Origin of the sequence: Pseudomonas sp. EA_35y_Pfl2_R111 (assembly GCF_963970955.1) — a bacterium.
Classification (GTDB): domain Bacteria; phylum Pseudomonadota; class Gammaproteobacteria; order Pseudomonadales; family Pseudomonadaceae; genus Aquipseudomonas.
In genome coordinates this window covers 388,614-409,891 of record NZ_CAXAOM010000002.1, presented here as the reverse complement: position 1 = coordinate 409,891, position 21,278 = coordinate 388,614, and the positions used below count along the sequence as shown (strand labels likewise).

Below are 21,278 nucleotides of genomic sequence, written 5' to 3'. Positions count from 1 at the left end.
GGCATTAGTCCTTGAGGAAGGCTTTGAAGCGGAACAGTTCGGTCAGGCGGTAGCCGCGGTAGCGACCCATCGCCAACATGAAACCTACCAGAATCATCAATACGGCCGGGAAGGTGAAGATGAAATAGCTCAGCTCCGGCACGCTCATCAGCAGGTGCGCCAGGGTGGCTGCGAACAGAGTACCGATAGCCACTTTAAAGGCATGGCCACCTCCGCGCTCTTCCCAGGTGATCGAAAGACGCTCGATGGTCATGGTCAGAATCACCATGGGGAACAGTGCCACCGACAGGCCGCGCTCAAGGCCCAGCTTGTGGCTGAACAAGCTGATGGCAGCGATCAAGACCACGACGAAGGTCAGTACCACGGACAGGCGCGGCAGCATCTGCAGTTTCAGGTGTTCCAGGTAGGAGCGCAGCGACAGACCCAGTGCGGTGATGATAGTGAAGAACATGATGCCGTAGCCCAGTTGCATCTCGCGGAAGGCCAGGGCGATCAGCACTGGGGTGAAGGTACCGAGTGTCTGCAGGCCGCCAAGGTTGCGCAGGACGAGGATCACCAGCACGCCAATCGGGATCATCACCATGATCATAAAGGTCTGCTGAGTCTGCAGCGGCAGGCCATACAGGCTGTATTCGAGGAAATCAGCGTCGGTGTTTTCGTCGGTTAGCTTGGCCAGGCGGATGGCGTTCATCTCGCTATTGTCCAGGCTGAAGCTGACTTGCGCCTGTTTGCCGCCTTCCAGCGTTACCAGGCTGCCATCGCCGACCCACCAGACCAGGCGATCAACTGGCATACCTTGCTCGCCGCTTTCCGGATTGAAATACAGCCACTTTTCACCATTGAAGCTGCGCAGCCACAGTTCAGGGCTCTGCTGAATATCGGCAGCCAGGCGAATGGTATGTACGCGCTCCATTGGCACATGGGCGATCGACAAAAGTAGCTCGATGACTTTGGCTTTATTCGAGGTGGAAGCATCACCGCCAAGCAGCAGTTTGACGTTGTCATCGCCTGCGTTGTTGACGCGTTTGATGGTCTCGCTGATAAAGGTTTCGACGTCTGCCGAGTGCTGACGAATCGGCGCGAGCAGTGCTTCGGCGGCAATTTTCTCTGCGCCTTCTACTGGGATGCTGTCGCGGAAGATAGGTCCTTTAGCCTTGGCCTGTTCACCGCTGTAGCGCTTAGTCAGCACCAGTCGGTAATAGAGGGTCTGCTTGCCACTGGCGCGGCGTGCGGACCAGGTGACTTTGCGGTTGCCATCGGCGCGATTGATGCTCACGCCGTAGTTATTCGAGATAAAGCTCTCATTCAGGCTGACGTAATCCTGGGCCAGGGGCGGCACGAACATCTGCAGTTTTACCGGTTCGCGTGGGCTGGCCTGAAATTCGACTTTGGCGTCGATGTTCCACAAATCATCAGTCTCGTCTTCGGTCATCGGAATACCGAGAATGAAAATCTGATAAGCCGTGATCAGAACGCCCAGGCTCACTAGGACTATGACCAGGACTTTCAGATGGAGGGTAAGAGAGCGCATGGAAGTTACTCGCCAAGGTTTGCGTCAGGGGCGCAGGCAGGTCTGCCTGCTGCGTATGTAAGACTCGGATCGACTAGGGCTGAAAAACGTTTAAGCGCTTCGGAGCCTATCAACAGCGGGTATTGGAATGCACTGCGGTCGGTCAAGTTCACTTCGATAGTGCGTAAAGCATTGCCCATGCATACATCCATATCGATTACGGGGCGTGCGGTATAGGTTTTTTCTTCTTCTGGATCATAGTCGCCCGCCCGCCGTTTGATTTTGCTGATGCGTGCCAAGGGGCGCTCGATTGGGTTGCTGTGTGCTTCGTCAATTGCCAGGTAGAAGCGCACCCAGGTATCACCATCGCGTTTGAAACGCTTGATGTCGCGAGCGCTGAGTGAAGCGGTTTTGGCGCCAGTGTCGAGCTTGGCGGCCAGCTTCAGATCAAGGTCGAACAATCTGACGTATTCATTTAGCCCATAGACTGTCTTTTCCGCAGCCAGGCTCAGGCCGGGAGCAAGTAGCAGGCATAGCAGTAGGATGGAGGGCTTTAGTGTCATAAGTCCTGAAGGCGTGGCGTTGACGATGGGGCGAGCAAATAATGTCGGTCGCGCGTGGTGCTATTGGCGGGCCTGGGGTTGGAGTCTAGCAGGCAGGCGGAAATTCCTCTGCAAGCGTTAAACGGGGCGCATTCTATCATGGGCTTTTTCAGTCAGGACAGGCGCTTATAAGCGTTTATGCAAGTAACGTCGCGGCTGTAGAGGGCTAAAGTCGTAATGGATACTGTCAACAATGTTGTTGAGTTGTTTGACACTTTAACCTTCTAGGAGTAATTTTTAGGCACTTAATTCGCGCAGTGTTGACAATATGCTTGATGTCATTGAGCCGCTAGAGTCCAGTCAAGACGATTCTGAAACCCTTTCCGAGCAGGTTTTTCGGCGTATTCAGGCGGCTATCGTCAAGGGCGAAATTGCTCCCGGCAGCAAGATTTCTGAGCCTGAGCTGGCGCGCACCTACGGCATCAGCCGTGGCCCGCTGCGTGAGGCGATTCACCGTCTGGAAGGCCAGCGATTGCTGGTACGTGTGCCGCATATCGGCGCGCGGGTGGTGTCGCTCAGTCACGCCGAACTGATCGAACTCTATGAAATTCGTGAATCGCTGGAAGGTATGGCTTGTCGCCTAGCTGCCGAGCGCATGACCCAGGCGGAAATCGATGAGCTGCGCACTGTGCTCGACTTGCATGAGCAGGACGCTGCCTTTAAAGCCGGGGTCGGCTACTACCAGCAGGAAGGCGATTTCGACTTTCACTACCGGATTATCCAAGGTAGCGGTAACAAGACCCTGACCCAGATGCTCTGCGGCGAGCTGTATCAGCTGGTGCGCATGTACCGCCTGCAGTTTTCCGCCACGCCGAATCGACCGCACCAGGCCTTCGCCGAGCACCACCGTATTCTCGATGCCATTGCCGACCGTGATGGTGAGCTGGCCGAGTTGTTGATGCGCCGGCATATCGGTGCCTCCAAACGCAATATCGAGCGCCACTATTCCATGAGCGCCGCTAGCGCCATGAGCATGGGGCAGGGCGCGCATCCCAAGACAGCCAAAACCCGAGGTGAATCATGAGCTTGAAGAGACCAGGCCAGCGTTTCCGTGATGCCGTTGCCGAAGAGCATCCGCTGCAAGTTATTGGCGCGATCAACGCCAACCATGCGCTGCTCGCCAAGCGCGCTGGTTTCAAAGCGATCTATCTGTCCGGTGGCGGTGTCGCGGCAGGTTCGCTCGGATTGCCTGATCTGGGCATCACCGGCCTGGATGACGTACTCACCGACGTACGCCGTATCACCGACGTGTGCGACCTGCCGCTGCTGGTGGATGTCGACACTGGCTTCGGCGCTTCGGCGTTCAACGTCGCGCGCACGGTCAAATCGATGATCAAGTTCGGCGCTGCGGCGATTCATATCGAAGATCAGGTCGGTGCCAAGCGCTGCGGTCATCGCCCTAATAAGGAGATTGTCACCCAGCAGGAGATGGTCGACCGCATCAAGGCAGCGGTCGATGCGCGTACCGATGACAGCTTTGTGATCATGGCACGTACCGATGCCTTGGCCGTGGAAGGCCTTAACTCCGCGCTGGACCGCGCCGCGGCCTGTGTCGAGGCCGGTGCCGACATGATCTTCCCAGAAGCCATCACCGAACTGGCGATGTACAAGACCTTCGCCGACCGGGTAAAAGCACCGATTTTGGCCAATATCACCGAGTTCGGCGCCACGCCGCTGTACACCACCGAAGAGCTTGCCTCGGTGGATGTCGGCCTGGTGCTGTACCCGCTGTCGGCCTTCCGCGCCATGAACAAGGCGGCCGAGAACGTCTATATGGCCGTGCGCCGCGACGGCACGCAGAAGAATGTGGTCGACACCATGCAAACCCGCATGGAGCTGTACGAACGCATCAATTATCACGCCTTCGAGCAGAGCCTCGACGTGCTGTTTGCCGCCAAAAAATAACCGGAACGCAGGTCTTAGCCGCCTGCTTAAAAGAACGACCGACCGGATCGGATGAGGAGAGATTAGCGATGAGTGCGACCCCGGAAACCACCCCAGGCTTCAAACCGAAAAAATCCGTGGCCCTGAGCGGCACCACAGCCGGTAATACCGCGCTGTGCACCGTCGGCCGCACGGGCAATGACCTGCATTATCGCGGCTATGACGTGCTGGATTTTGCCAACCGTTGCGAGTTTGAAGAAATCGCCCACCTGCTGGTCCACGGCAAGCTGCCGAATGTGGCCGAGCTGGCTGGTTACAAGGCCAAGCTCAAGGCCCTGCGTGGGTTGCCTGCGGCGCTGAAAGTCTCGCTCGAGCAACTGCCGCCGTCCGCCCATCCGATGGATGTGATGCGCACCGCCGTGTCCGTGCTGGGTTGCGTGTCGCCGGAAAAAGACGATCACAACCATCCAGGCGCCCGCGATATCGCCGACAAGCTGATGGCCTCGCTGGGCTCCGCGCTGCTGTACTGGTATCACTTCAGCCACAACGGTAAGCGCATCGAGGTGGAAACCGACGATGACTCCATCGGTGGCCACTTCCTGCATCTGCTGCATGGTGAGAAGCCGCGAGATTCCTGGGTACGTGCCATGCACACCTCGCTCAACCTGTATGCCGAGCATGAATTCAATGCCTCGACCTTTACCTCGCGGGTGATCGCCGGCACCGGTTCCGATATGTACAGCTGCATCGCTGGCGGCATCGGCGCACTGCGCGGCCCCAAACACGGCGGTGCCAACGAAGTGGCCTTCGAGATCCAGAAGCGCTACGACAGCGCCGATGAGGCTGAAACCGATATCCGTGCCCGCGTGGAAAAGAAGGAAGTGGTGATTGGTTTCGGTCACCCGGTTTACACCGTTAGCGACCCCCGTAACAAGGTGATCAAGGAAGTCGCCCGCGAGCTGTCGGTGGAGCAGGGCAATATGAAGATGTACGACATCGCCGAGCGTCTAGAAAGCACCATGTGGGAAATCAAGAAGATGTTCCCCAACCTGGATTGGTTCAGCGCCGTCAGCTATCACATGATGGGCGTGCCGACTGCCATGTTCACTCCGCTGTTCGTGATTGCGCGCACCTCAGGCTGGTCCAGCCATGTGATCGAGCAACGTATCGACGGCAAAATCATCCGTCCGAGCGCCAACTACAACGGTCCCGAAGACCTCAAGTTCGTGCCGCTCAAGGACCGCAAGTAATGAACAACATGAACAGCCAATACCGCAAGCCGCTGCCCGGCACCGCGCTGGACTATTTCGATACCCGCGAGGCGGTGGATGCCATTGCCCCCGGTGCCTATGCCAAGCTGCCCTACGTATCCCGCGTGCTGGCCGAGCAGCTGGTACGCCGCTGCGAGCCGGATGCACTGACCGATTCGCTCAAGCAGCTGATCGAGCGCAAGCAGGACCTGGATTTTCCCTGGTACCCGGCGCGGGTGGTCTGTCACGACATCCTCGGTCAGACCGCTCTGGTCGACCTGGCTGGCCTGCGTGATGCCATCGCCGAGAAGGGCGGTGACCCGTCCAAAGTCAATCCGGTGGTGCCGACCCAGCTGATCGTTGACCACTCCCTGGCCGTGGAAGCCCCAGGCTTCGACCCGGATGCGTTCGCCAAGAACCGCGCCATCGAAGACCGTCGTAACGAGGACCGTTTCCACTTTATCGAGTGGACCAAGACCGCGTTCAAGAACGTCGACGTGATCCCGGCCGGTAACGGCATCATGCACCAGATCAACCTGGAGAAAATGAGCCCGGTGATCCAGGCGCGGGGCGGCGTGGCCTTCCCCGATACCTGCGTGGGCACCGACTCGCACACCCCGCACGTCGATGCCCTGGGTGTGATCGCCATCGGCGTCGGCGGTCTGGAAGCGGAAACCGTGATGCTCGGCCTGCCGTCGATGATGCGCCTGCCCGACATCGTCGGCGTGCAGCTCACTGGCAAGCGCCAGCCTGGCATTACCGCCACCGACATCGTCCTGGCCATCACCGAGTTCTTGCGCAAGGAGCGCGTGGTCGGTGCCTGGGTCGAGTTCTTCGGCCCGGGTGCGGATAGCCTGTCAATCGGCGATCGCGCGACCATCTCCAACATGTGCCCGGAATACGGCGCCACCGCTTCGATGTTCTATATCGACCAGCAGACTATCGACTACCTCAAGCTCACTGGTCGCGAGCCGGAGCAAATTGAGCTGGTAGAGAATTACGCCAAGACCACCGGTCTGTGGGCCGATGCGCTGGTTACTGCTGAGTACGAGCGGGTACTGAGCTTCGATCTGTCCACCGTGGTGCGCAACATGGCTGGCCCGTCCAACCCGCACAAGCGCCTGCCGACTTCGGCACTGCAAGAGCGCGGCATTGCTGGCGACGCCATGCTGGCTGCGTCCAGGGTCGCGGAAGCCGAAGGTCTGCTGCCAGATGGCGCGGTGATCATCGCCGCCATCACCAGCTGCACCAACACGTCCAACCCCCGCAACGTGGTTGCCGCCGGTTTGCTGGCGAAGAAGGCCAACGAGCTGGGTCTACTGCGCAAGCCGTGGGTCAAGACTTCCTTCGCCCCGGGCTCCAAGGTCGCCAAGCTGTACCTGGAAGATGCCGGTCTGCTGTCGGAGCTGGAAAAGCTCGGCTTCGGCATTGTCGGCTATGCCTGTACCACCTGTAACGGCATGTCCGGTGCTCTGGACCCGGTAATCCAGCAGGAAATCATCGACCGCGATCTGTACGCCACTGCGGTACTGTCCGGTAACCGCAACTTCGACGGGCGCATTCACCCGTACGCCAAGCAGGCCTTCCTCGCTTCGCCGCCGCTGGTCGTGGCCTACGCCATCGCCGGTACCGTGCGTTTCGACATCGAGCAGGATGTGTTGGGTATCGACAAGGCCGGCAACCCCGTCACCCTGAAGGACCTGTGGCCAAGCGACGAGGAGATCGACGCTATCGTTGCTGCCTCGGTGAAGCCGGAGCAGTTCAAGCAGATCTACATCCCGATGTTCGATCTGGGCACTATCGAGGAAGCGGAAAGCCCGCTGTACGACTGGCGCCCGATGTCCACCTATATCCGCCGTCCGCCGTACTGGGAAGGCGCGCTGGCCGGTGAGCGCACGCTCAAGGGCATGCTGCCGCTGGCAATCTTGCCGGACAACATCACCACCGACCACCTGTCACCGTCCAACGCGATCCAGATGAACTCGGCCGCCGGTGAATACCTGCACAAGATGGGCCTGCCGGAGGAGGACTTCAACTCCTACGCCACCCACCGCGGCGACCACCTGACGGCGCAGCGCGCTACTTTCGCCAACAAAGAACTGGTCAATGAAATGGCCATTGTTGACGGCGTAGTGAAGAAGGGTTCGCTGGCGCGCGTCGAGCCGGAAGGCAAGGTTATGCGCATGTGGGAAGCGATCGAAACCTACATGAACCGCAAGCAGAACCTGATCATCGTTGCCGGTGCTGACTACGGTCAGGGCTCGTCGCGTGACTGGGCTGCCAAGGGCGTACGTCTGGCGGGCGTGGAAGTGATCGTCGCCGAAGGCTTCGAGCGCATTCACCGTACCAATCTGGTTGGCATGGGCGTGTTGCCGGTGGAGTTCAAGCCGGGTATCACCCGCCTGACCCTCGGCCTCGACGGCACTGAAACCTATGACATCCAAGGCGTTGTATCGCCACGCTGTGATCTGACCCTGGTGGTCAATCGCCGCAACGGTGAGGTGGTCAAGGTGCCGGTGATCTGCCGTCTGGATACCGCGGCCGAAGTCAACGTGTACAACGCTGGCGGCGTGCTGCAGCGTTTCGCTCAGGACTTCTTGGAAGGCAGTGTGGCTTGAACTGTAGGGTGGATCACGCCTCACCGATCCACCGTTGCGCTCTGTACGGTGGATGGAGAAGCGCCATCCACCGTACGCCAGGCGCATAGCCCGGATGCACTCTGGGCTACCTTCATCTCTCAGCCAGGACGAAATCATGCCTCATCCATCCCAGATCAGAATCCCCGCCACCTATATGCGTGGCGGCACTAGCAAGGGCGTGTTTTTCCGTTTGCAGGACCTGCCGCCAAGCTGCCAGGTGCCGGGCGCGGCGCGCGACAAGCTGTTTATGCGCGTGATCGGTAGCCCCGATCCTTATGCCGCGCAGATCGATGGCATGGGCGGCGCGACTTCCAGCACCAGCAAATGCGTAATCCTGTCGAAAAGCAGCCAGCCAGATCACGATGTCGACTACCTGTATGGTCAGGTCTCCATCGATAAGGCTTTCGTCGACTGGAGCGGCAACTGCGGCAACCTGTCCACCGGAGCAGGGGCCTTTGCCATTCACGCAGGTTTGCTCGATCCCGCGCGTATCCAGGAAAACGGCGTGTGTGTGGTGCGTATCTGGCAGGCCAATATCCAGAAAACCATCATCGCCCATGTGCCGGTCAGCAATGGCCAGGTGCAGGAAACCGGCGACTTCGAGCTGGATGGAGTGACCTTTCCGGCTGCCGAGATCGTGTTGGAATTCCTCGATCCGTCCGATGATGGCGAGGAGGGTGGTTCGATGTTTCCCACCGGTAATCTGATTGATGACTTGGAGGTACCTGGCGTCGGCACCTTCAAGGCAACCATGATCACTGCCGGTATTCCGACCGTATTTGTTAATGCCGAAGACATTGGCTACAGCGGCACCGAGCTGCGCGAGCAGATCAATGGCGATCCTGAACAGTTGGCGCGTTTCGAGAAAATCCGCGTGGCCGGCGCCTTGCGCATGGGGTTGATCAAGACGGCAGAAGAAGCAGCGACCCGGCAGCACACGCCGAAAATCGCATTTGTCGCCAAGCCCAAGGACTACCTGTCATCCAGCGGCAAGACGGTACAGGCCGGTGACGTCGATCTGCTGGTGCGCGCGCTGTCCATGGGTAAGTTGCATCACGCGATGATGGGTACCTGTGCAGTGGCCATCGGTACGGCAGCGGCGATTCCCGGTACTTTGGTCAATCTGGCGGCGGGTGGCAGTGCGCGCGAAGCGGTGCGTTTTGGTCATCCATCCGGCACCTTGCGCGTTGGCGCTCAGGCGGCGCTGGTTGACGGCCAGTGGACGGTAACCAAGGCCATTATGTCGCGCAGCGCGCGCATCCTGATGGAGGGTTGGGTGCGCGTGCCGGGCGATCCTGCGTAGGTTTATAAATGAGAAAAGGCTCGAAGTGTTCGAGCCTTTTGTTTTTGCTTCAACGGCTTGTGCGGGTTACTTGAGGCGGCGCTCAACACCTTTTTCCACCAGGATTTTCGCGGATATTTCTTCCACGGAGAAATAGGTGGAGTTGATAAAGTTGATGTTCTCGCGGCGGAACAGATTTTCCACCTCGCGCACTTCAAACTCGCACTGGGCAAAGCTGGCGTAGCGGCTGTTGGGCTTGCGCTCGTGGCGGATGGCGGTGAGGCGATCCGGGTCGATGGTCAGGCCGAACAGCTTGTCCTTATGCTTTTTCAGCACGGCCGGCAACTGCAAGCGCTCCATGTCATCTTCGGTCAGGGGGTAATTAGCGGCACGAATACCGTACTGCATGGCCATATACAGGCAGGTCGGGGTTTTGCCGCAGCGCGAGACGCCAACCAGAATAAGATCAGCCTTGTCGTAATAGTGAGTGCGGGCGCCGTCGTCATTGTCTAGGGCGAAGTTCACTGCCTCGATACGCTCCATGTAGTTGGAGTTGTGTCCGATGGAGTGCGATTTACCGACCGAATAGGACGAATGCGATGTCAGTTCCTGCTCCAGTGGAGCGAGAAAGCTGGAGAAGATATCGATCATAAAACCATCGGACTCGCCCAGGATGTCGCGAATATCCTGATTGACGATGGTGTCGAAGATGATTGGCCTGGCGCCGTCTTTCTCGGCCGCGTTGTTGATTTGTTGTACCATTGCGCGCGCTTTTTCCACGCTGTCGATGTAGGGGCGCGTGAGTTTGGTAAAGTTGATGGTTTCAAACTGAGCCAGCAGGCTTTGGCCCAGGGTTTCGGCGGTGATGCCGGTGCCATCAGAGATGAAAAAAGCGGTTCGTTTCATTTGCGCCATGGGCCTTAAGCTGAGGACGAATCTTGGCTATCATAGGCCCGCCGTTGCAGGGCCGATCTGGTCGGCATTGTTACTTATTTTCCAGGGCCAGGCCACAATCGTGCGGGCATGTAAGCCGCCGAACTTTCCCTGCCTTAAGATGGTCTGTTCAAGCTGTAAGCAATCTTGGACAGGTTCTGAGCTTTTCCAACAATTTAGTGGAGAGATCACCTTGGTAGAGTACGTAGTTTCCCTCGATAAGCTCGGCAATCATGATGTTGAGCACGTAGGGGGCAAGAACGCCTCCCTGGGCGAGATGATCAGCAATCTTGCTGGTGCCGGAGTTTCGGTGCCCGGTGGTTTCGCCACCACAGCCCAGGCCTACCGAGATTTTCTCGAGCTGAGCGGCCTGAATGCGCAGATTCATGAGGCTTTGGATGCCTTGGATGTTGACGACGTCAATGCCCTAGCCAAAACCGGTGCGCAGATCCGTCAGTGGGTGATGGACGCCTCCTTCCCCGAAGAGCTGAACAGCCAGATCCGCACCGCCTTCGCTGAAATGGCTGACGGCAACGAGAATATGGCCGTTGCCGTGCGCTCGTCGGCCACAGCCGAAGATCTGCCGGATGCTTCCTTTGCCGGCCAGCAGGAAACCTTCCTGAATATTCGCGGCGTGGATAACGTAATCCGCGCAGCCAAAGAAGTATTCGCCTCGCTGTTCAACGACCGCGCCATCGCCTACCGCGTGCATCAAGGCTTCGACCACAAACTGGTCGCCTTGTCCGCCGGCGTGCAGCGCATGGTGCGTTCGGAAACTGGCACGGCCGGCGTGATGTTCACCCTGGATACCGAGTCGGGCTTCCGCGACGTGGTGTTTATCACCGGCGCCTACGGCCTCGGTGAAACTGTGGTGCAGGGTGCGGTCAACCCGGACGAGTTTTACGTGCACAAGCAGACCCTGGAAGCAGGGCGCCCAGCGATTCTGCGCCGTAACCTGGGCAGCAAAGCGATCAAGATGATCTATGGCGACGAAGCCAAGGCCGGTAAATCGGTCAAGGTCGTCGATGTGGATCGCGCCGAGCGCGCACGCTTCTGCCTGAGTGATGCTGAGGTCAGCGAGCTGGCCAAACAGGCGATGATCATCGAGAAGCACTACGGCCGCCCGATGGACATCGAGTGGGCTAAAGACGGTGATGACGGCAAGCTGTATATCGTTCAAGCACGCCCTGAAACGGTGAAAAGTCGCACTAACGTCAATGTGATGGAGCGCTACCTGCTAAAGGAAACCGGCACCGTGCTGGTGGAAGGTCGCGCTATCGGTCAGAAGATCGGTGCGGGCCGCGTGCGGGTTATCCATGACGTGTCCGAGATGGACAAAGTGCAGCCCGGCGATGTGCTGGTTTCCGACATGACCGACCCGGATTGGGAGCCGGTGATGAAGCGCGCCAGCGCCATCGTCACCAACCGCGGCGGGCGTACCTGTCACGCCGCGATCATCGCTCGTGAGCTGGGCATTCCTGCGGTCGTCGGCTGTGGTAACGCCACCCAGGTGCTGAAAGACGGCATGGGTGTGACAGTTTCCTGCGCCGAGGGCGACACCGGTTTTATCTTCGAAGGCGAGCTGGGCTTCGACATTCGCAAGAATTCGGTCGATGCCATGCCGGATCTGCCGTTCAAGATCATGATGAACGTCGGTAACCCTGACCGCGCCTTCGATTTCGCTCAGCTGCCCAACGAAGGTGTTGGCCTGGCGCGTCTGGAGTTCATCATCAACCGCATGATCGGCGTGCACCCGAAAGCGCTGCTGAATTTCGCCGGCCTGCCGCCGGAGATCAAGGATAGCGTTGAAAAGCGTATCGCCGGTTACGACGATCCGGTCAATTTCTACGTCGAGAAGCTGGTCGAGGGCATCAGCACCCTGGCTGCGGCGTTCTGGCCGAAGAAGGTTATCGTGCGCCTGTCGGACTTCAAGTCCAATGAATACGCCAACCTGATCGGCGGCAAGCTTTACGAGCCGGAAGAAGAGAACCCGATGCTGGGCTTCCGTGGTGCTTCGCGTTACATCAGTGAATCCTTCCGCGATTGCTTCGAACTCGAATGCCGCGCGCTGAAGAAAGTGCGTAACGAGATGGGCCTGACTAACGTTGAAATCATGGTGCCGTTTGTGCGCACTCTGGGCGAAGCCAGTCAGGTGGTCGACCTGTTGGCCGCCAACGGTCTGGCGCGTGGTCAGGATGGCCTGAAGGTCATCATGATGTGCGAACTGCCGTCCAATGCGATTCTGGCCGAAGAGTTTCTTGAGTTTTTCGACGGATTCTCCATCGGCTCCAACGACCTGACCCAGCTGACCCTGGGCCTGGATCGCGACTCCGGCATCGTCGCACACCTGTTTGATGAGCGTAATCCGGCGGTGAAGAAGCTGCTGAGCAACGCCATTCAGGCCTGTAATAAGGCCGGCAAGTACATTGGTATTTGCGGTCAGGGTCCTTCGGATCACCCGGATCTAGCGCGCTGGCTGATGGAGCAGGGCATCGAAAGCGTGTCGCTGAACCCAGATTCGGTGCTTGATACCTGGTTCTTCTTGGCCGAAGGTCAAGCTCCAGCCTGATAGCGCTTGTAAAACGTCGATACAAGGGCGGGTTGATCCTGCCCTTTTTTGTGCCAGCACATACCAGTGCTATATCCCCTCCGGGCCGTCGCTTGCGACGTGAAAGAATTGCTCCCGGCAATTTGTTGTACCAGAGCGAAGATCGATGCAAAGCAGCAGTGAGCTTTTCCCCGTCGCCTTGATCAGCGCGGAGTTGCGTGGCGATTTAAGCGAGGATGTCTATCGCCTCAAGCCGGGCAATAGCCCGGACAGCAGTGTCGAGCTGGCCCTGACGCGCCTCGGCCGTGCCGGGCATGAGCAGGATCGTGGCGTGCCGGTGATTTTGCTTCCTGGCAGCTTTTCCAATCGACGCTTCTGGTATTCGCCCAAGTGCATTGGCCTGGGGCCCTACCTGGCGCGCGCCGGTTTTGATGTGTGGATCGCCGAGATGCGCGGCCATGGCTTGTCGCCGCGTAATCGCGACTATTCGCGCAACACAGTCAGTGACTACGTGCGTTACGACTTGCCGGCCATTGCTGACTTTATCTATGAGCAAAACCCGCAAAAAGCCCACTGGCTGGGGCATTCGCTTGGCGGGATTACGCTCGCCGGAGCGCTTGGTGGGCATTACCTGAGTGAAAGCAAAGTCGCCTCCGGCGTACTGTTTGGCAGTCAGGTCAGCCGGGTGTATTGGCCGCTGAAATTGCCACCGCTGGAGTGGGGCAGTCGCTTACTGCTTAAACGTTTCTCGGTGATCTCCGGCCCGCGGCTCAAGCGTGGTCCTGAGGATGAGCCGATTGGCCTGGCGATAGAAAGCCTACGCTGGCACGGGCTATTCGGCCGTTTTGGTGATAATGAGCGCGATTGGTGGGCTGGCCTGGCCGAGGTACGTGTACCAGTCATGGCGGTGGCCGCACTGGGCGATCAACAGGACCCGGCCTGGGCGTGCGAGAAGTTGCTCAAGCAATTTGGCTCGCCCTTGAGCGAGTTTCTGTGTTTGGGTAAGAAGCATGGCTTTAGCGGTGATTTCGGCCATGTAGAAATGCTCGTCAGCAAAGAAGCGCAACGCGAGGTCTGGCCGCTGGTTGAGCAGTGGTTGCTTAACAGTCCGCAGGTTGCTGCCGAGGTTGAAAGTAGCGAGCTAGAGCGCAACAAAGCCGTTTTGTCAGATTAAGTTTTGCGACTAGTATCTGGCCTGCACTGGTCTATACGTCCATCTCTCTTTCAAGGAGTTTTGCCATGCACTACATCACCCCTGACCTATGTGACGCCTACCCGGAGCTGATCCAAGTGGTTGAGCCGATGTTCAGCAACTTTGGCGGCCGCGACTCCTTTGGCGGCGAAATCGTCACCGTCAAGTGCTTCGAGGACAACTCGTTGGTCAAGGAGCAGGTCGACCAGCCGGGCAAAGGCAAGGTATTGGTAGTCGACGGCGGTGCCTCCATGCGCCGCGCGCTGCTGGGCGATATGCTTGCCGAGAAAGCTGCGAAGAATGGCTGGGAAGGCATTGTGGTGTACGGCTGTGTGCGCGATGTCGACGTACTGGCGCAAACCGACTTGGGCATCCAGGCCCTGGCTAGCCACCCGATGAAAACAGACAAGCGCGGTATCGGCGATCTCAATGTTGCGGTGACCTTCGGCGGCGTGACCTTTCGCCCAGGCGAGTTTATCTATGCCGACAACAATGGCGTGATCATCTCGCCGTCTGCCCTGCAGATGCCGGAGTAGGGCGCTTGCAGGAAACGGTCATGCACGAAGGTGACGACGCGCAATGGGGGCTGGTCCACGCTTTTGTCCTTAACGGTCAGGGCGGCGCCCGCAGTATTGCTCGGCAGGAGCTGCACGGGTTGGTGCTGGACGAGCAGGAAAGCCTCTGGCTGCACTGGGATCGCAGTCACCCGCAGACGCAAACCTGGTTGCGCGCAGACAGCGGCCTGAGCGCTTTTGCTTGCGATCTGCTGCTAGAAGAGAACACCCGTCCGCGTCTGCTGGCTCTGCCTGAACGGCAATTGCTGTTGTTTCTGCGCGGTTTGAACCTCAACCCTGGAGCCGAGCCCGAGGACATGGTCTCGGTGCGCATCTTTGCCGATAGCCAGCGGGCGATCTCCCTGCGCTTACGGCCGTTGCGCGCGACTGAGGACTTGATCGAGGATCTGCTGGCGGGGCGGGGGCCGAAAACCTCGGCTGAGCTGATTCTGCGTCTGGCACATTACCTGACCGACAAGGTCGAGCGGCTGGTCGGCGAGTTGTCCGAGCAGGTTGATGATCAGGAAGAGCGCGCCGATGCGCTGGAGAGTCAGCCGCCTGATCATTCTGTACTGCTGCAAATCCGCCGCCGAGCTGCCAGTCTGCGGCGTTTTCTGTCGCCACAGCGCGATATCTACGGACAGCTTACGGCCAGCGCACAAGCCTGGCTGGTGGGTGCTGACAGCAGCTACTGGAACGAGCTGAATAACCGCCTGACGCGCTACCTCGAAGAGTTGGAGTTGAGCCGTGAGCGGGTCAACTTGCTGCTGGAGGCTGAAAATCGGCGCATGGATGAGCGGATGAACCACACCATGTACCGCTTCGGCATCATCACCGGAATATTCCTGCCGATGAGTTTTCTCACCGGCTTGCTCGGCATCAATGTCGGCGGTATTCCAGGCTCTGAAAGCCCTTATGGGTTTCTTCTGGCGTGCTCGCTAATGGCACTGGTAGCGCTGGTGCAATGGCTGCTGTTTCGTCGCTTGCGCTGGATCTGATGTGACTTGCCCCGTATTCACCTCGTCTAGCCGTCACATCCTGTGAGGTGCGCCATGCACGATCCCTTTGAAGAATCACTGCGCGATTTGCTCAAGTCGCCCGCCTCGAGTCACGACGATGACGCCTGCCTGCATCGCGTGCTGAAAACCGCCAATCGCCAGGTCGGCGCCGGTGATCTATTTGCCCTAATGGGGCATTGGGCCGGCGCGCTGATGATTGCGCTGAATAATGGTTCGGCGCATGTGGCGCCGGTCTCGCGTCGTAAAACCAACGATTCAACTGTTAATAAGGCTGACTGAGCATGGAATTTACTCAAGTTCTGGTTGACGCGATGGCCAGCGTTTGGACCCCGATTGCCGCCTTTATCCCGCGCTTGTTTGGCGCCATGGTGGTGGTCCTGCTGGGTTTTGTGGTGGCTAAGTTCCTCGACACGCTGCTGTCCAAGCTGCTTGGCAAGATCGGCCTGGATCGTCTGATGGCTGGTACGGGGCTGACCAAACTGTTGAGCCGTGCCGGTATCCAGGTACCGGTATCGACCTTGATCGGCAAGATCGTTTACTGGTTCGTGTTGTTGATCTTCTTGGTTACGGCCGCTGAGTCGTTGGGGCTGGAACGGGTTTCCGCAACGCTGGATGTGCTGGCCCTGTACCTGCCAAAAGTGTTCGGCGCAGCACTGGTATTGCTCGCTGGCGTGTTGCTGGCGCAGCTGGTCAGCGGCCTGGTGCGTGGCGCGGCGGAAGGTGTCGGGCTGGATTACGCCAACGGCCTGGGGCGTGTTGCACAGGGGCTGGTGATTATCATCAGTATCTCGGTGGCGATCGGTCAGCTTGAAGTGAAGACTGACCTGCTCAATAACGTGATCGCCATTGTGCTGATCTCGGTGGGGCTGGCTGTCGCCCTCGCGCTGGGCCTGGGCAGCCGGGATATTGCCAGCCAGATTCTGGCCGGCATTTATGTGCGCGAGTTGTACGAAGTCGGGCAACAAGTGCAGGTAGGTGCGGTCGAAGGGCAGATCGAGGAAATCGGTACGGTCAAAACCACACTGCTGACAGAGGCCGGCGAGCTCGTTTCAGTGGCTAACCGTACTTTGCTCGAGCAGCAGGTAAGCAGCCGCTAAGGCCAATCCCTGTTATTGTATGCGGCCAATCCGCAGCCTGATTTGCAGGCTGCGCTGGCTTATGTCCTGACTGTCGGCCCGACTCGTTTTGAATAAAGCCCACTCTGCGTCTCTGCGTTACGATCCCCGCGAACTCTCGGACGAAGAGTTGGTGGCGCGTTCCCATGACGAGTTATTTCACATCACCCGCGCCTATGAAGAGCTGATGCGCCGTTACCAGCGCACTTTATTCAATGTGTGCGCGCGCTATTTAGGTAATGACCGTGATGCGGACGATGTCTGTCAAGAGGTCATGCTTAAGGTCTTATATGGCCTAAAGAACTTTGAAGGTAAATCTAAGTTTAAAACCTGGCTGTATAGCATTACCTATAACGAATGTATTACCCAATATCGCAAAGAGCGGCGTAAACGTCGTCTTATTGATGCCTTAAGTTTGGATCCGCTCGAAGAGGCATCCGAGGAAAAAACACCAAAGCCTGAAGATAAAGCTGGCCTTGACCGTTGGTTGGTGCATGTAAATCCTATAGACCGGGAAATACTGGTGCTACGTTTTGTCGCAGAGCTGGAGTTTCAAGAGATTGCCGACATTATGCACATGGGCCTGAGCGCCACGAAAATGCGCTATAAACGCGCACTTGATCGTTTGCGCGATAAATTTGCGGATAGCACTGAAACTTATCTTGAGTAAAGCCATCATAGCTAACGGTTAATTCTGTTAGAATTGCCGGCTGAGTTGTCTTGTGTTTGTCAGACAACTTACTGACCACCAAGATAGGGAACATTAGTAATGAAACTGAAAAACACTTTAGGCGTTGTCATTGGCTCGTTGCTGGCCACATCCTCCCTCAGCGTTCTGGCTCAGGGTCAAGGCGCTGTCGAAGTGGAGGGTTTTGCCAAGAAAGAAATGTTCGACAGCGCCCGTGACTTCAAGAACAACGGTAACCTGTTCGGCGGTAGCATCGGCTACTACCTGACTGACGATGTTGAACTGCGCCTTGCTTACGACGAAGTGCACAACGCTCGTGGCGAAGATGGCCGCAACATCAAGGGCTCCAACACCGCTCTGGATGCTCTGTACCACTTCAACAACGCTGGCGACGCACTGCGTCCTTACGTTTCTGCCGGTTTCTCGGATCAGAGCATCGGTCAATCCGGCCGCGGTGGTCGTAACGGTTCTACCTTCGCCAACATTGGCGGCGGTGCCAAGTACTACTTCACCGACAACTTCTATGCCCGTGCAGGCGTTGAAGCTCAGTACAACATCGACCAGGGCGACACCGAGTGGGCTCCAAGCGTCGGCATCGGTATGAACTTCGGTGGCGGTAGCAAGCCTGCTCCGGCTCCGGTTGCTGCAGTTGAACCGACTCCAGAGCCAGTAGCTGTTGAAGAGCCGATGGAACTGGTTCGCGTTGAGCTGGACGTTAAGTTCGACTTCGACAAAGCCAGCGTTAAAGAAGAAAGCTACGGCGATATCAAGAACCTGGCTGACTTCATGAAGCAGTACCCACAAACCACCACCGTGGTTGAAGGTCATACTGACGCCGTCGGCAGCGATGCCTACAACCAGAATCTGTCTGAGCGTCGTGCAAGCGCTGTTCGTGACGTGCTGGTCAACCAGTACGGCGTAGACGCTGCTCGCGTTAACGCTGCTGGCTACGGTGAGTCCCGCCCGGTTGCTGATAACGCTACCGACGCTGGCCGCGCTGTTAACCGCCGCGTAGAAGCTGAAGTAGAAGCCCAGATCAAGCAGTAATCGATCTGGCTGTATAGAAAACCCGGCTTCGGCCGGGTTTTTCTTTTATTGGCCTGCCATCCCTGGCAGCCTGCGGGCCGTCGCTGCGCGACGTTAAAGTGCTTTCCGATTCTCTTTTGTCTGCAAAAAAGCCCCGCTATAAAAAAGCCCGCTTGTGGCGGGCAAGGGGAACTTCGCGGAGCGCGAAGCGGTTAGGCACTGATAGCAGCGAGCTGCATGTTGGGTTGAGCGGCGACCTCGCCAATTACCAGAATGGCCGGACTTTTCAATTGGAAGTCGTCGGCGGCTTGTTGCATGGCTGCGAGGCTGCTGCGGCACTCACGCTGTTGTGGCAGCGAGGCGTTCTCGATCATGGCCACCGGCATGTCGGCGCGCATGCCACCTGCCAGCAGGCTTTCGCGGATTTCCGGCAGCTTTGCCACGCCCATATACACCACCAATGTGGTGCCGCTTTTAGCCAGGGCTGACCAGTTCAGGCTGCTATCGTCCTGGGTGTGCGCGGTAACCAGAGTTACTCCGCGCGCTACGCCACGCAGAGTCAGGGGGATGCCGCAATTGGTGGCGCCCGCGAGCCCTGCGGTGATGCCGTTGACCATTTCCACTTCGATACCGTGCTCGTTCAGCCAGTCGGCTTCTTCGCTGCCACGGCCGAAGATGCATGGATCGCCGCCTTTCAGACGCACCACGCATTTGCCCTGGCGCGCACAGCGCAGCATCAGACGGTGAATAAACGCCTGCGGGGTGGAGCGACAACCGCCGCGCTTGCCTACCGGCATGATCCGCGCCTTGGGGCAGTGTTCCAGTACGGCGGGGTTGACCAGGTCATCGATCATTACGATCTCGGCCTGGTTCAGAGCTTTGACCGCCTTGAGGGTCAGCAGCTCCGGGTCACCGGGGCCTGCGCCAACCAGCCAGACTTTTGCGCTCATATTGATCTCCTCAGCTCTTGTGCATCACCAGCATTGGCTTGATTTGGCTACGCAGCAGCCGTGTTGCAACAATCATTTAGATGGCCAGTAATCTGCTGAATAAACTCACGTAAAACAAAAAAGGCGTCCCGCTAGTCACCTAGCGAGGACGCCTTTGTCCAAGTCCCGTTCTATCGGGAAGTGCTGCCTTCTTCGTTGAGGCCGCGCTTTATTAAATTGTGCAATTATCAATGCAGAGCCTGTGCCAACTTGTGTGATGTCTATTTTCAAGGCTTATCAGCAAGTTACAGCTATTTCGCAAAGTTTTTACGCACTTTTTAAAGGCGGCCTGCGCAGTATTGGTGCGCAGGCGGCGGATTTAACGCAGTAGCCCGATCAGCAGTGCCAGGTTTAGCAGCAGGGAAAACAACGCCACGCCGCGCCAGACCAATAGCGGTTCACGTTCCAGCAGTGGCCGTGGCCGGCTGCTAAGAGATTTACGTTCCGCCTGCTCCAGGTTGAGCAGCCATTCTTCGGCGGTTTCATAGCGTTGCTTTGGCTCGGCACTAAGGACTCGGTTGAGGCTGTCGTCGACCCAACTGGGTAAATCCGGACGATAGCGGCTGGCTGGCGTCGGCTGGCCGAAGCGTGGATGCTGAAAGGCTTCAATTTCGCCATAGGGGTAATGCCCCGTGAGCAGGAAATACAGGGTAACGCCGGCGCTGTAGAGATCCTGCTGCGGGCTGGGTGCTATGCCGGTAAAGGCTTCCGGCGCGATATAACTCGGGGTGCCGGGCAATTCGCAAGCTTCGTCACGGGTTAGACCGGGGCAATAGGCCAGGCCGAAATCCAGCACGCGCAGTTCGCCGTCATCGCCCCATAGCAGATTTTCTGGCTTGATATCACGGTGCAGGATATTGCGCCGATGCAGCATGCCCAGGGCCTTGATCAGCCGTGGGGCGATGTCCAGCCATTCCGGCAGGCCCAGCGGGCCGCTCAGGCGCAGGTGTTCGGCCAGGGTTTGCCCTGTGTACTCACGCTGCACGTAATACAGATGCTGCCGCTGTGGCAGCGGATGCACTTCGGCGAAGAAGCGCCCGGCCACGCGGCGCAGAAACCATTCTTCGAGCAACAGCGCAGGCCCGGCATGCGGCTCATCGCTGCGGCCCGGCGGCAGAGTTTTCAGCAGCCAGCGCCGCGCCTGAGCATCACGTACCCGATACACCAGTGATTGGCGCGATTCGGCCAGCAGCCGCTCGACCTGCCAGCCTTCGAAGTGCTGCCCTTCACGCAGTTTGGGCGGCAGTGGCCAGTGCTGCAGTTGCGCCAGGGTGTCGGCCAGATCGCTTTGCGGCAATGCCTCCACGCGCAGCAGCAGAGCGCTGGCGTTGTCCTGGCTACCGGCCAGGTGCGCGGCATTGACCAGCGCACTGCTGGCGGCAGGCAGGTCCTGTTCATCATGGAGGATGCGCTGAATGCCTGCGTCACCCAAGGTGGCCCAGATACCGTCGCTGACCAGTAAGAAACATTCGCCTTCTCGCAATTCGCCATCGAGGTAATCCATCACCAGGTGCTGATCCAGGCCCATGGCGCGTTTGAGTACATGTTGCATACCCGGCTGCTCCCACACATGGTCTTCGCTGAGGCGCTCGAGTATGCCGTCCAGCCAGCGATAGGCCCTGCAGTCACCGACATGCGCGAGGGTAAAACGCCGGCCGCGCAGGATCAGTGCGCTCAGTGTGGTGAGCAGCGGCTGGCCGCCGCCATTGGCTTGCAGCCAACGGTTGTGCGCGACCAATACGCGGTCCAGCGATTGAGTAACTGCCCAGGTTTCTGGCGTGGAGTAGTAATCTAGGGCCAAGACCTGCAGGGTGGCGCGCGCTGCCAGGCCGCCGTCGGCGCACTGGCTGACGCCATCGGCTAGGGCGAACATATAGCCTTTGCTGGCGGCCAGTGCGGGCGCCGGGGTGACCACACGAATGGCGTCCTGATTCTCGCTACGCGGGCCGGTGGCGCTGGCTTCGCCGAAGGTCAGTTGCAAGGCCATGCAGAGGTTCCTGGATAGATGGGGACGAAGCGCTGAGGCAAAGGCGAGGCTGGTGAGGCA

General features: G+C 58.4%; 18 protein-coding genes. 13 read left to right on the top strand and 5 right to left on the bottom strand.

All coding sequences use genetic code 11. The features are described from left to right. Positions 1–4: 4 nt before the first annotated feature. Together rloB and rloA are read right to left on the bottom strand one after the other, a co-directional pair. Entirely contained in the window at positions 5–1,531 is a 1,527-nt protein-coding gene (gene rloB, locus AACY25_RS10465; RefSeq protein WP_339524370.1) for an osmotic stress tolerance membrane protein RloB, read from the bottom strand. 5 nt (positions 1,532–1,536) lie between these two features. After that, positions 1,537–2,073, bottom strand: a complete 537-nt coding sequence (gene rloA, locus AACY25_RS10460) for a retropepsin-like aspartic peptidase RloA (RefSeq protein ID WP_339524369.1) — start codon at positions 2,071–2,073, stop codon at positions 1,537–1,539. Positions 2,074–2,380: 307 nt separating this feature from the next. On the opposite strand from rloA, the gene AACY25_RS10455 reads away from it, so the two are divergent. The 5 genes from AACY25_RS10455 (at position 2,381) to prpF (ending at position 9,188) form a co-directional block, all read left to right on the top strand. Next, positions 2,381–3,136, top strand: coding sequence for a GntR family transcriptional regulator (locus AACY25_RS10455; protein ID WP_339524368.1), 756 nt, complete (start codon positions 2,381–2,383; stop codon positions 3,134–3,136). After that, positions 3,133–4,017, top strand: coding sequence for a methylisocitrate lyase (gene prpB, locus AACY25_RS10450; protein WP_339524367.1), 885 nt, complete (start codon positions 3,133–3,135; stop codon positions 4,015–4,017). The genes AACY25_RS10455 and prpB overlap by 4 nt, the downstream gene beginning before the upstream one ends. A gap of 68 nt (positions 4,018–4,085) precedes the next feature. Continuing rightward, a complete protein-coding gene (gene prpC, locus AACY25_RS10445) occupies positions 4,086–5,246 on the top strand; it encodes a bifunctional 2-methylcitrate synthase/citrate synthase (protein ID WP_339524365.1) in 1,161 nt (386 codons plus the stop codon). A gap of 8 nt (positions 5,247–5,254) precedes the next feature. After that, the gene (acnD, locus tag AACY25_RS10440; protein WP_339524991.1) at positions 5,255–7,864 is read left to right on the top strand and encodes a Fe/S-dependent 2-methylisocitrate dehydratase AcnD; all 2,610 of its coding nucleotides are present in this window, start codon (positions 5,255–5,257) and stop codon (positions 7,862–7,864) included. A gap of 136 nt (positions 7,865–8,000) precedes the next feature. After that, positions 8,001–9,188 carry a 2-methylaconitate cis-trans isomerase PrpF gene (gene prpF / locus AACY25_RS10435; protein WP_339524364.1) on the top strand — a complete coding sequence of 396 codons (1,188 nt, stop codon included), beginning with the start codon at positions 8,001–8,003 and terminating at the stop codon, positions 9,186–9,188. 66 nt (positions 9,189–9,254) lie between these two features. Here the strand turns inward: prpF and ppsR are convergent, their stop codons facing one another. Continuing rightward, on the bottom strand, positions 9,255–10,073 hold the full coding sequence (ppsR, locus tag AACY25_RS10430) for a posphoenolpyruvate synthetase regulatory kinase/phosphorylase PpsR (protein ID WP_339524363.1): 819 nt from the start codon (positions 10,071–10,073) through the stop codon (positions 9,255–9,257). 220 nt (positions 10,074–10,293) lie between these two features. On the opposite strand from ppsR, the gene ppsA reads away from it, so the two are divergent. The 8 genes from ppsA to AACY25_RS10390 all read left to right on the top strand — a co-directional run bounded on the left by ppsA (position 10,294) and on the right by AACY25_RS10390 (position 18,263). Continuing rightward, entirely contained in the window at positions 10,294–12,669 is a 2,376-nt protein-coding gene (ppsA, locus tag AACY25_RS10425; RefSeq protein WP_339524361.1) for a phosphoenolpyruvate synthase, read from the top strand. 145 nt (positions 12,670–12,814) lie between these two features. Beyond that, a complete protein-coding gene (locus AACY25_RS10420; protein ID WP_339524359.1) occupies positions 12,815–13,822 on the top strand; it encodes an alpha/beta fold hydrolase in 1,008 nt (335 codons plus the stop codon). A gap of 65 nt (positions 13,823–13,887) precedes the next feature. After that, positions 13,888–14,376 carry a ribonuclease E activity regulator RraA gene (rraA, locus tag AACY25_RS10415; protein ID WP_339410865.1) on the top strand — a complete coding sequence of 163 codons (489 nt, stop codon included), beginning with the start codon at positions 13,888–13,890 and terminating at the stop codon, positions 14,374–14,376. A gap of 20 nt (positions 14,377–14,396) precedes the next feature. Next, on the top strand, positions 14,397–15,392 hold the full coding sequence (locus AACY25_RS10410; RefSeq protein ID WP_339524357.1) for a zinc transporter ZntB: 996 nt from the start codon (positions 14,397–14,399) through the stop codon (positions 15,390–15,392). A 54-nt stretch (positions 15,393–15,446) separates the two neighbouring features. Then, positions 15,447–15,692 (top strand): CrfX protein, encoded by a 246-nt coding sequence (locus AACY25_RS10405; protein ID WP_339524355.1) that lies wholly within the window; start codon positions 15,447–15,449, stop codon positions 15,690–15,692. A gap of 2 nt (positions 15,693–15,694) precedes the next feature. Beyond that, positions 15,695–16,510, top strand: a complete 816-nt coding sequence (locus AACY25_RS10400) for a mechanosensitive ion channel family protein (RefSeq protein ID WP_339524353.1) — start codon at positions 15,695–15,697, stop codon at positions 16,508–16,510. 88 nt (positions 16,511–16,598) lie between these two features. Continuing rightward, on the top strand, positions 16,599–17,198 hold the full coding sequence (sigX, locus tag AACY25_RS10395) for an RNA polymerase sigma factor SigX (protein WP_339524352.1): 600 nt from the start codon (positions 16,599–16,601) through the stop codon (positions 17,196–17,198). A 99-nt stretch (positions 17,199–17,297) separates the two neighbouring features. Continuing rightward, positions 17,298–18,263: an OmpA family protein gene (locus AACY25_RS10390; RefSeq protein WP_339524350.1), complete on the top strand. Its 966-nt coding sequence runs from the start codon at positions 17,298–17,300 to the stop codon at positions 18,261–18,263. Between the two features lie 191 nt (positions 18,264–18,454). Here AACY25_RS10390 and cobA read toward each other — a convergent pair whose 3' ends face one another. Both cobA and AACY25_RS10380 read right to left on the bottom strand, forming a co-directional pair. Then, the gene (cobA, locus tag AACY25_RS10385; RefSeq protein WP_339524348.1) at positions 18,455–19,192 is read right to left on the bottom strand and encodes a uroporphyrinogen-III C-methyltransferase; all 738 of its coding nucleotides are present in this window, start codon (positions 19,190–19,192) and stop codon (positions 18,455–18,457) included. 358 nt (positions 19,193–19,550) lie between these two features. Then, positions 19,551–21,218 carry a bifunctional protein-serine/threonine kinase/phosphatase gene (locus AACY25_RS10380; protein ID WP_339524346.1) on the bottom strand — a complete coding sequence of 556 codons (1,668 nt, stop codon included), beginning with the start codon at positions 21,216–21,218 and terminating at the stop codon, positions 19,551–19,553. Positions 21,219–21,278 lie beyond the last annotated feature (60 nt).

Coding starts and splice junctions, on each gene's coding strand:
- rloB (WP_339524370.1), bottom strand. CDS start 1,531: ATGCGCTCTCTTACCCTCCATCTGAAAGTCCTGGTCATAGTCCTAGTG.
- rloA (WP_339524369.1), bottom strand. CDS start 2,073: ATGACACTAAAGCCCTCCATCCTACTGCTATGCCTGCTACTTGCTCCC.
- AACY25_RS10455 (WP_339524368.1), top strand. CDS start 2,381: ATGCTTGATGTCATTGAGCCGCTAGAGTCCAGTCAAGACGATTCTGAA.
- prpB (WP_339524367.1), top strand. CDS start 3,133: ATGAGCTTGAAGAGACCAGGCCAGCGTTTCCGTGATGCCGTTGCCGAA.
- prpC (WP_339524365.1), top strand. CDS start 4,086: ATGAGTGCGACCCCGGAAACCACCCCAGGCTTCAAACCGAAAAAATCC.
- acnD (WP_339524991.1), top strand. CDS start 5,255: ATGAACAGCCAATACCGCAAGCCGCTGCCCGGCACCGCGCTGGACTAT.
- prpF (WP_339524364.1), top strand. CDS start 8,001: ATGCCTCATCCATCCCAGATCAGAATCCCCGCCACCTATATGCGTGGC.
- ppsR (WP_339524363.1), bottom strand. CDS start 10,073: ATGAAACGAACCGCTTTTTTCATCTCTGATGGCACCGGCATCACCGCC.
- AACY25_RS10420 (WP_339524359.1), top strand. CDS start 12,815: ATGCAAAGCAGCAGTGAGCTTTTCCCCGTCGCCTTGATCAGCGCGGAG.
- rraA (WP_339410865.1), top strand. CDS start 13,888: ATGCACTACATCACCCCTGACCTATGTGACGCCTACCCGGAGCTGATC.
- AACY25_RS10410 (WP_339524357.1), top strand. CDS start 14,397: ATGCACGAAGGTGACGACGCGCAATGGGGGCTGGTCCACGCTTTTGTC.
- AACY25_RS10405 (WP_339524355.1), top strand. CDS start 15,447: ATGCACGATCCCTTTGAAGAATCACTGCGCGATTTGCTCAAGTCGCCC.
- AACY25_RS10400 (WP_339524353.1), top strand. CDS start 15,695: ATGGAATTTACTCAAGTTCTGGTTGACGCGATGGCCAGCGTTTGGACC.
- AACY25_RS10390 (WP_339524350.1), top strand. CDS start 17,298: ATGAAACTGAAAAACACTTTAGGCGTTGTCATTGGCTCGTTGCTGGCC.
- cobA (WP_339524348.1), bottom strand. CDS start 19,192: ATGAGCGCAAAAGTCTGGCTGGTTGGCGCAGGCCCCGGTGACCCGGAG.
- AACY25_RS10380 (WP_339524346.1), bottom strand. CDS start 21,218: ATGGCCTTGCAACTGACCTTCGGCGAAGCCAGCGCCACCGGCCCGCGT.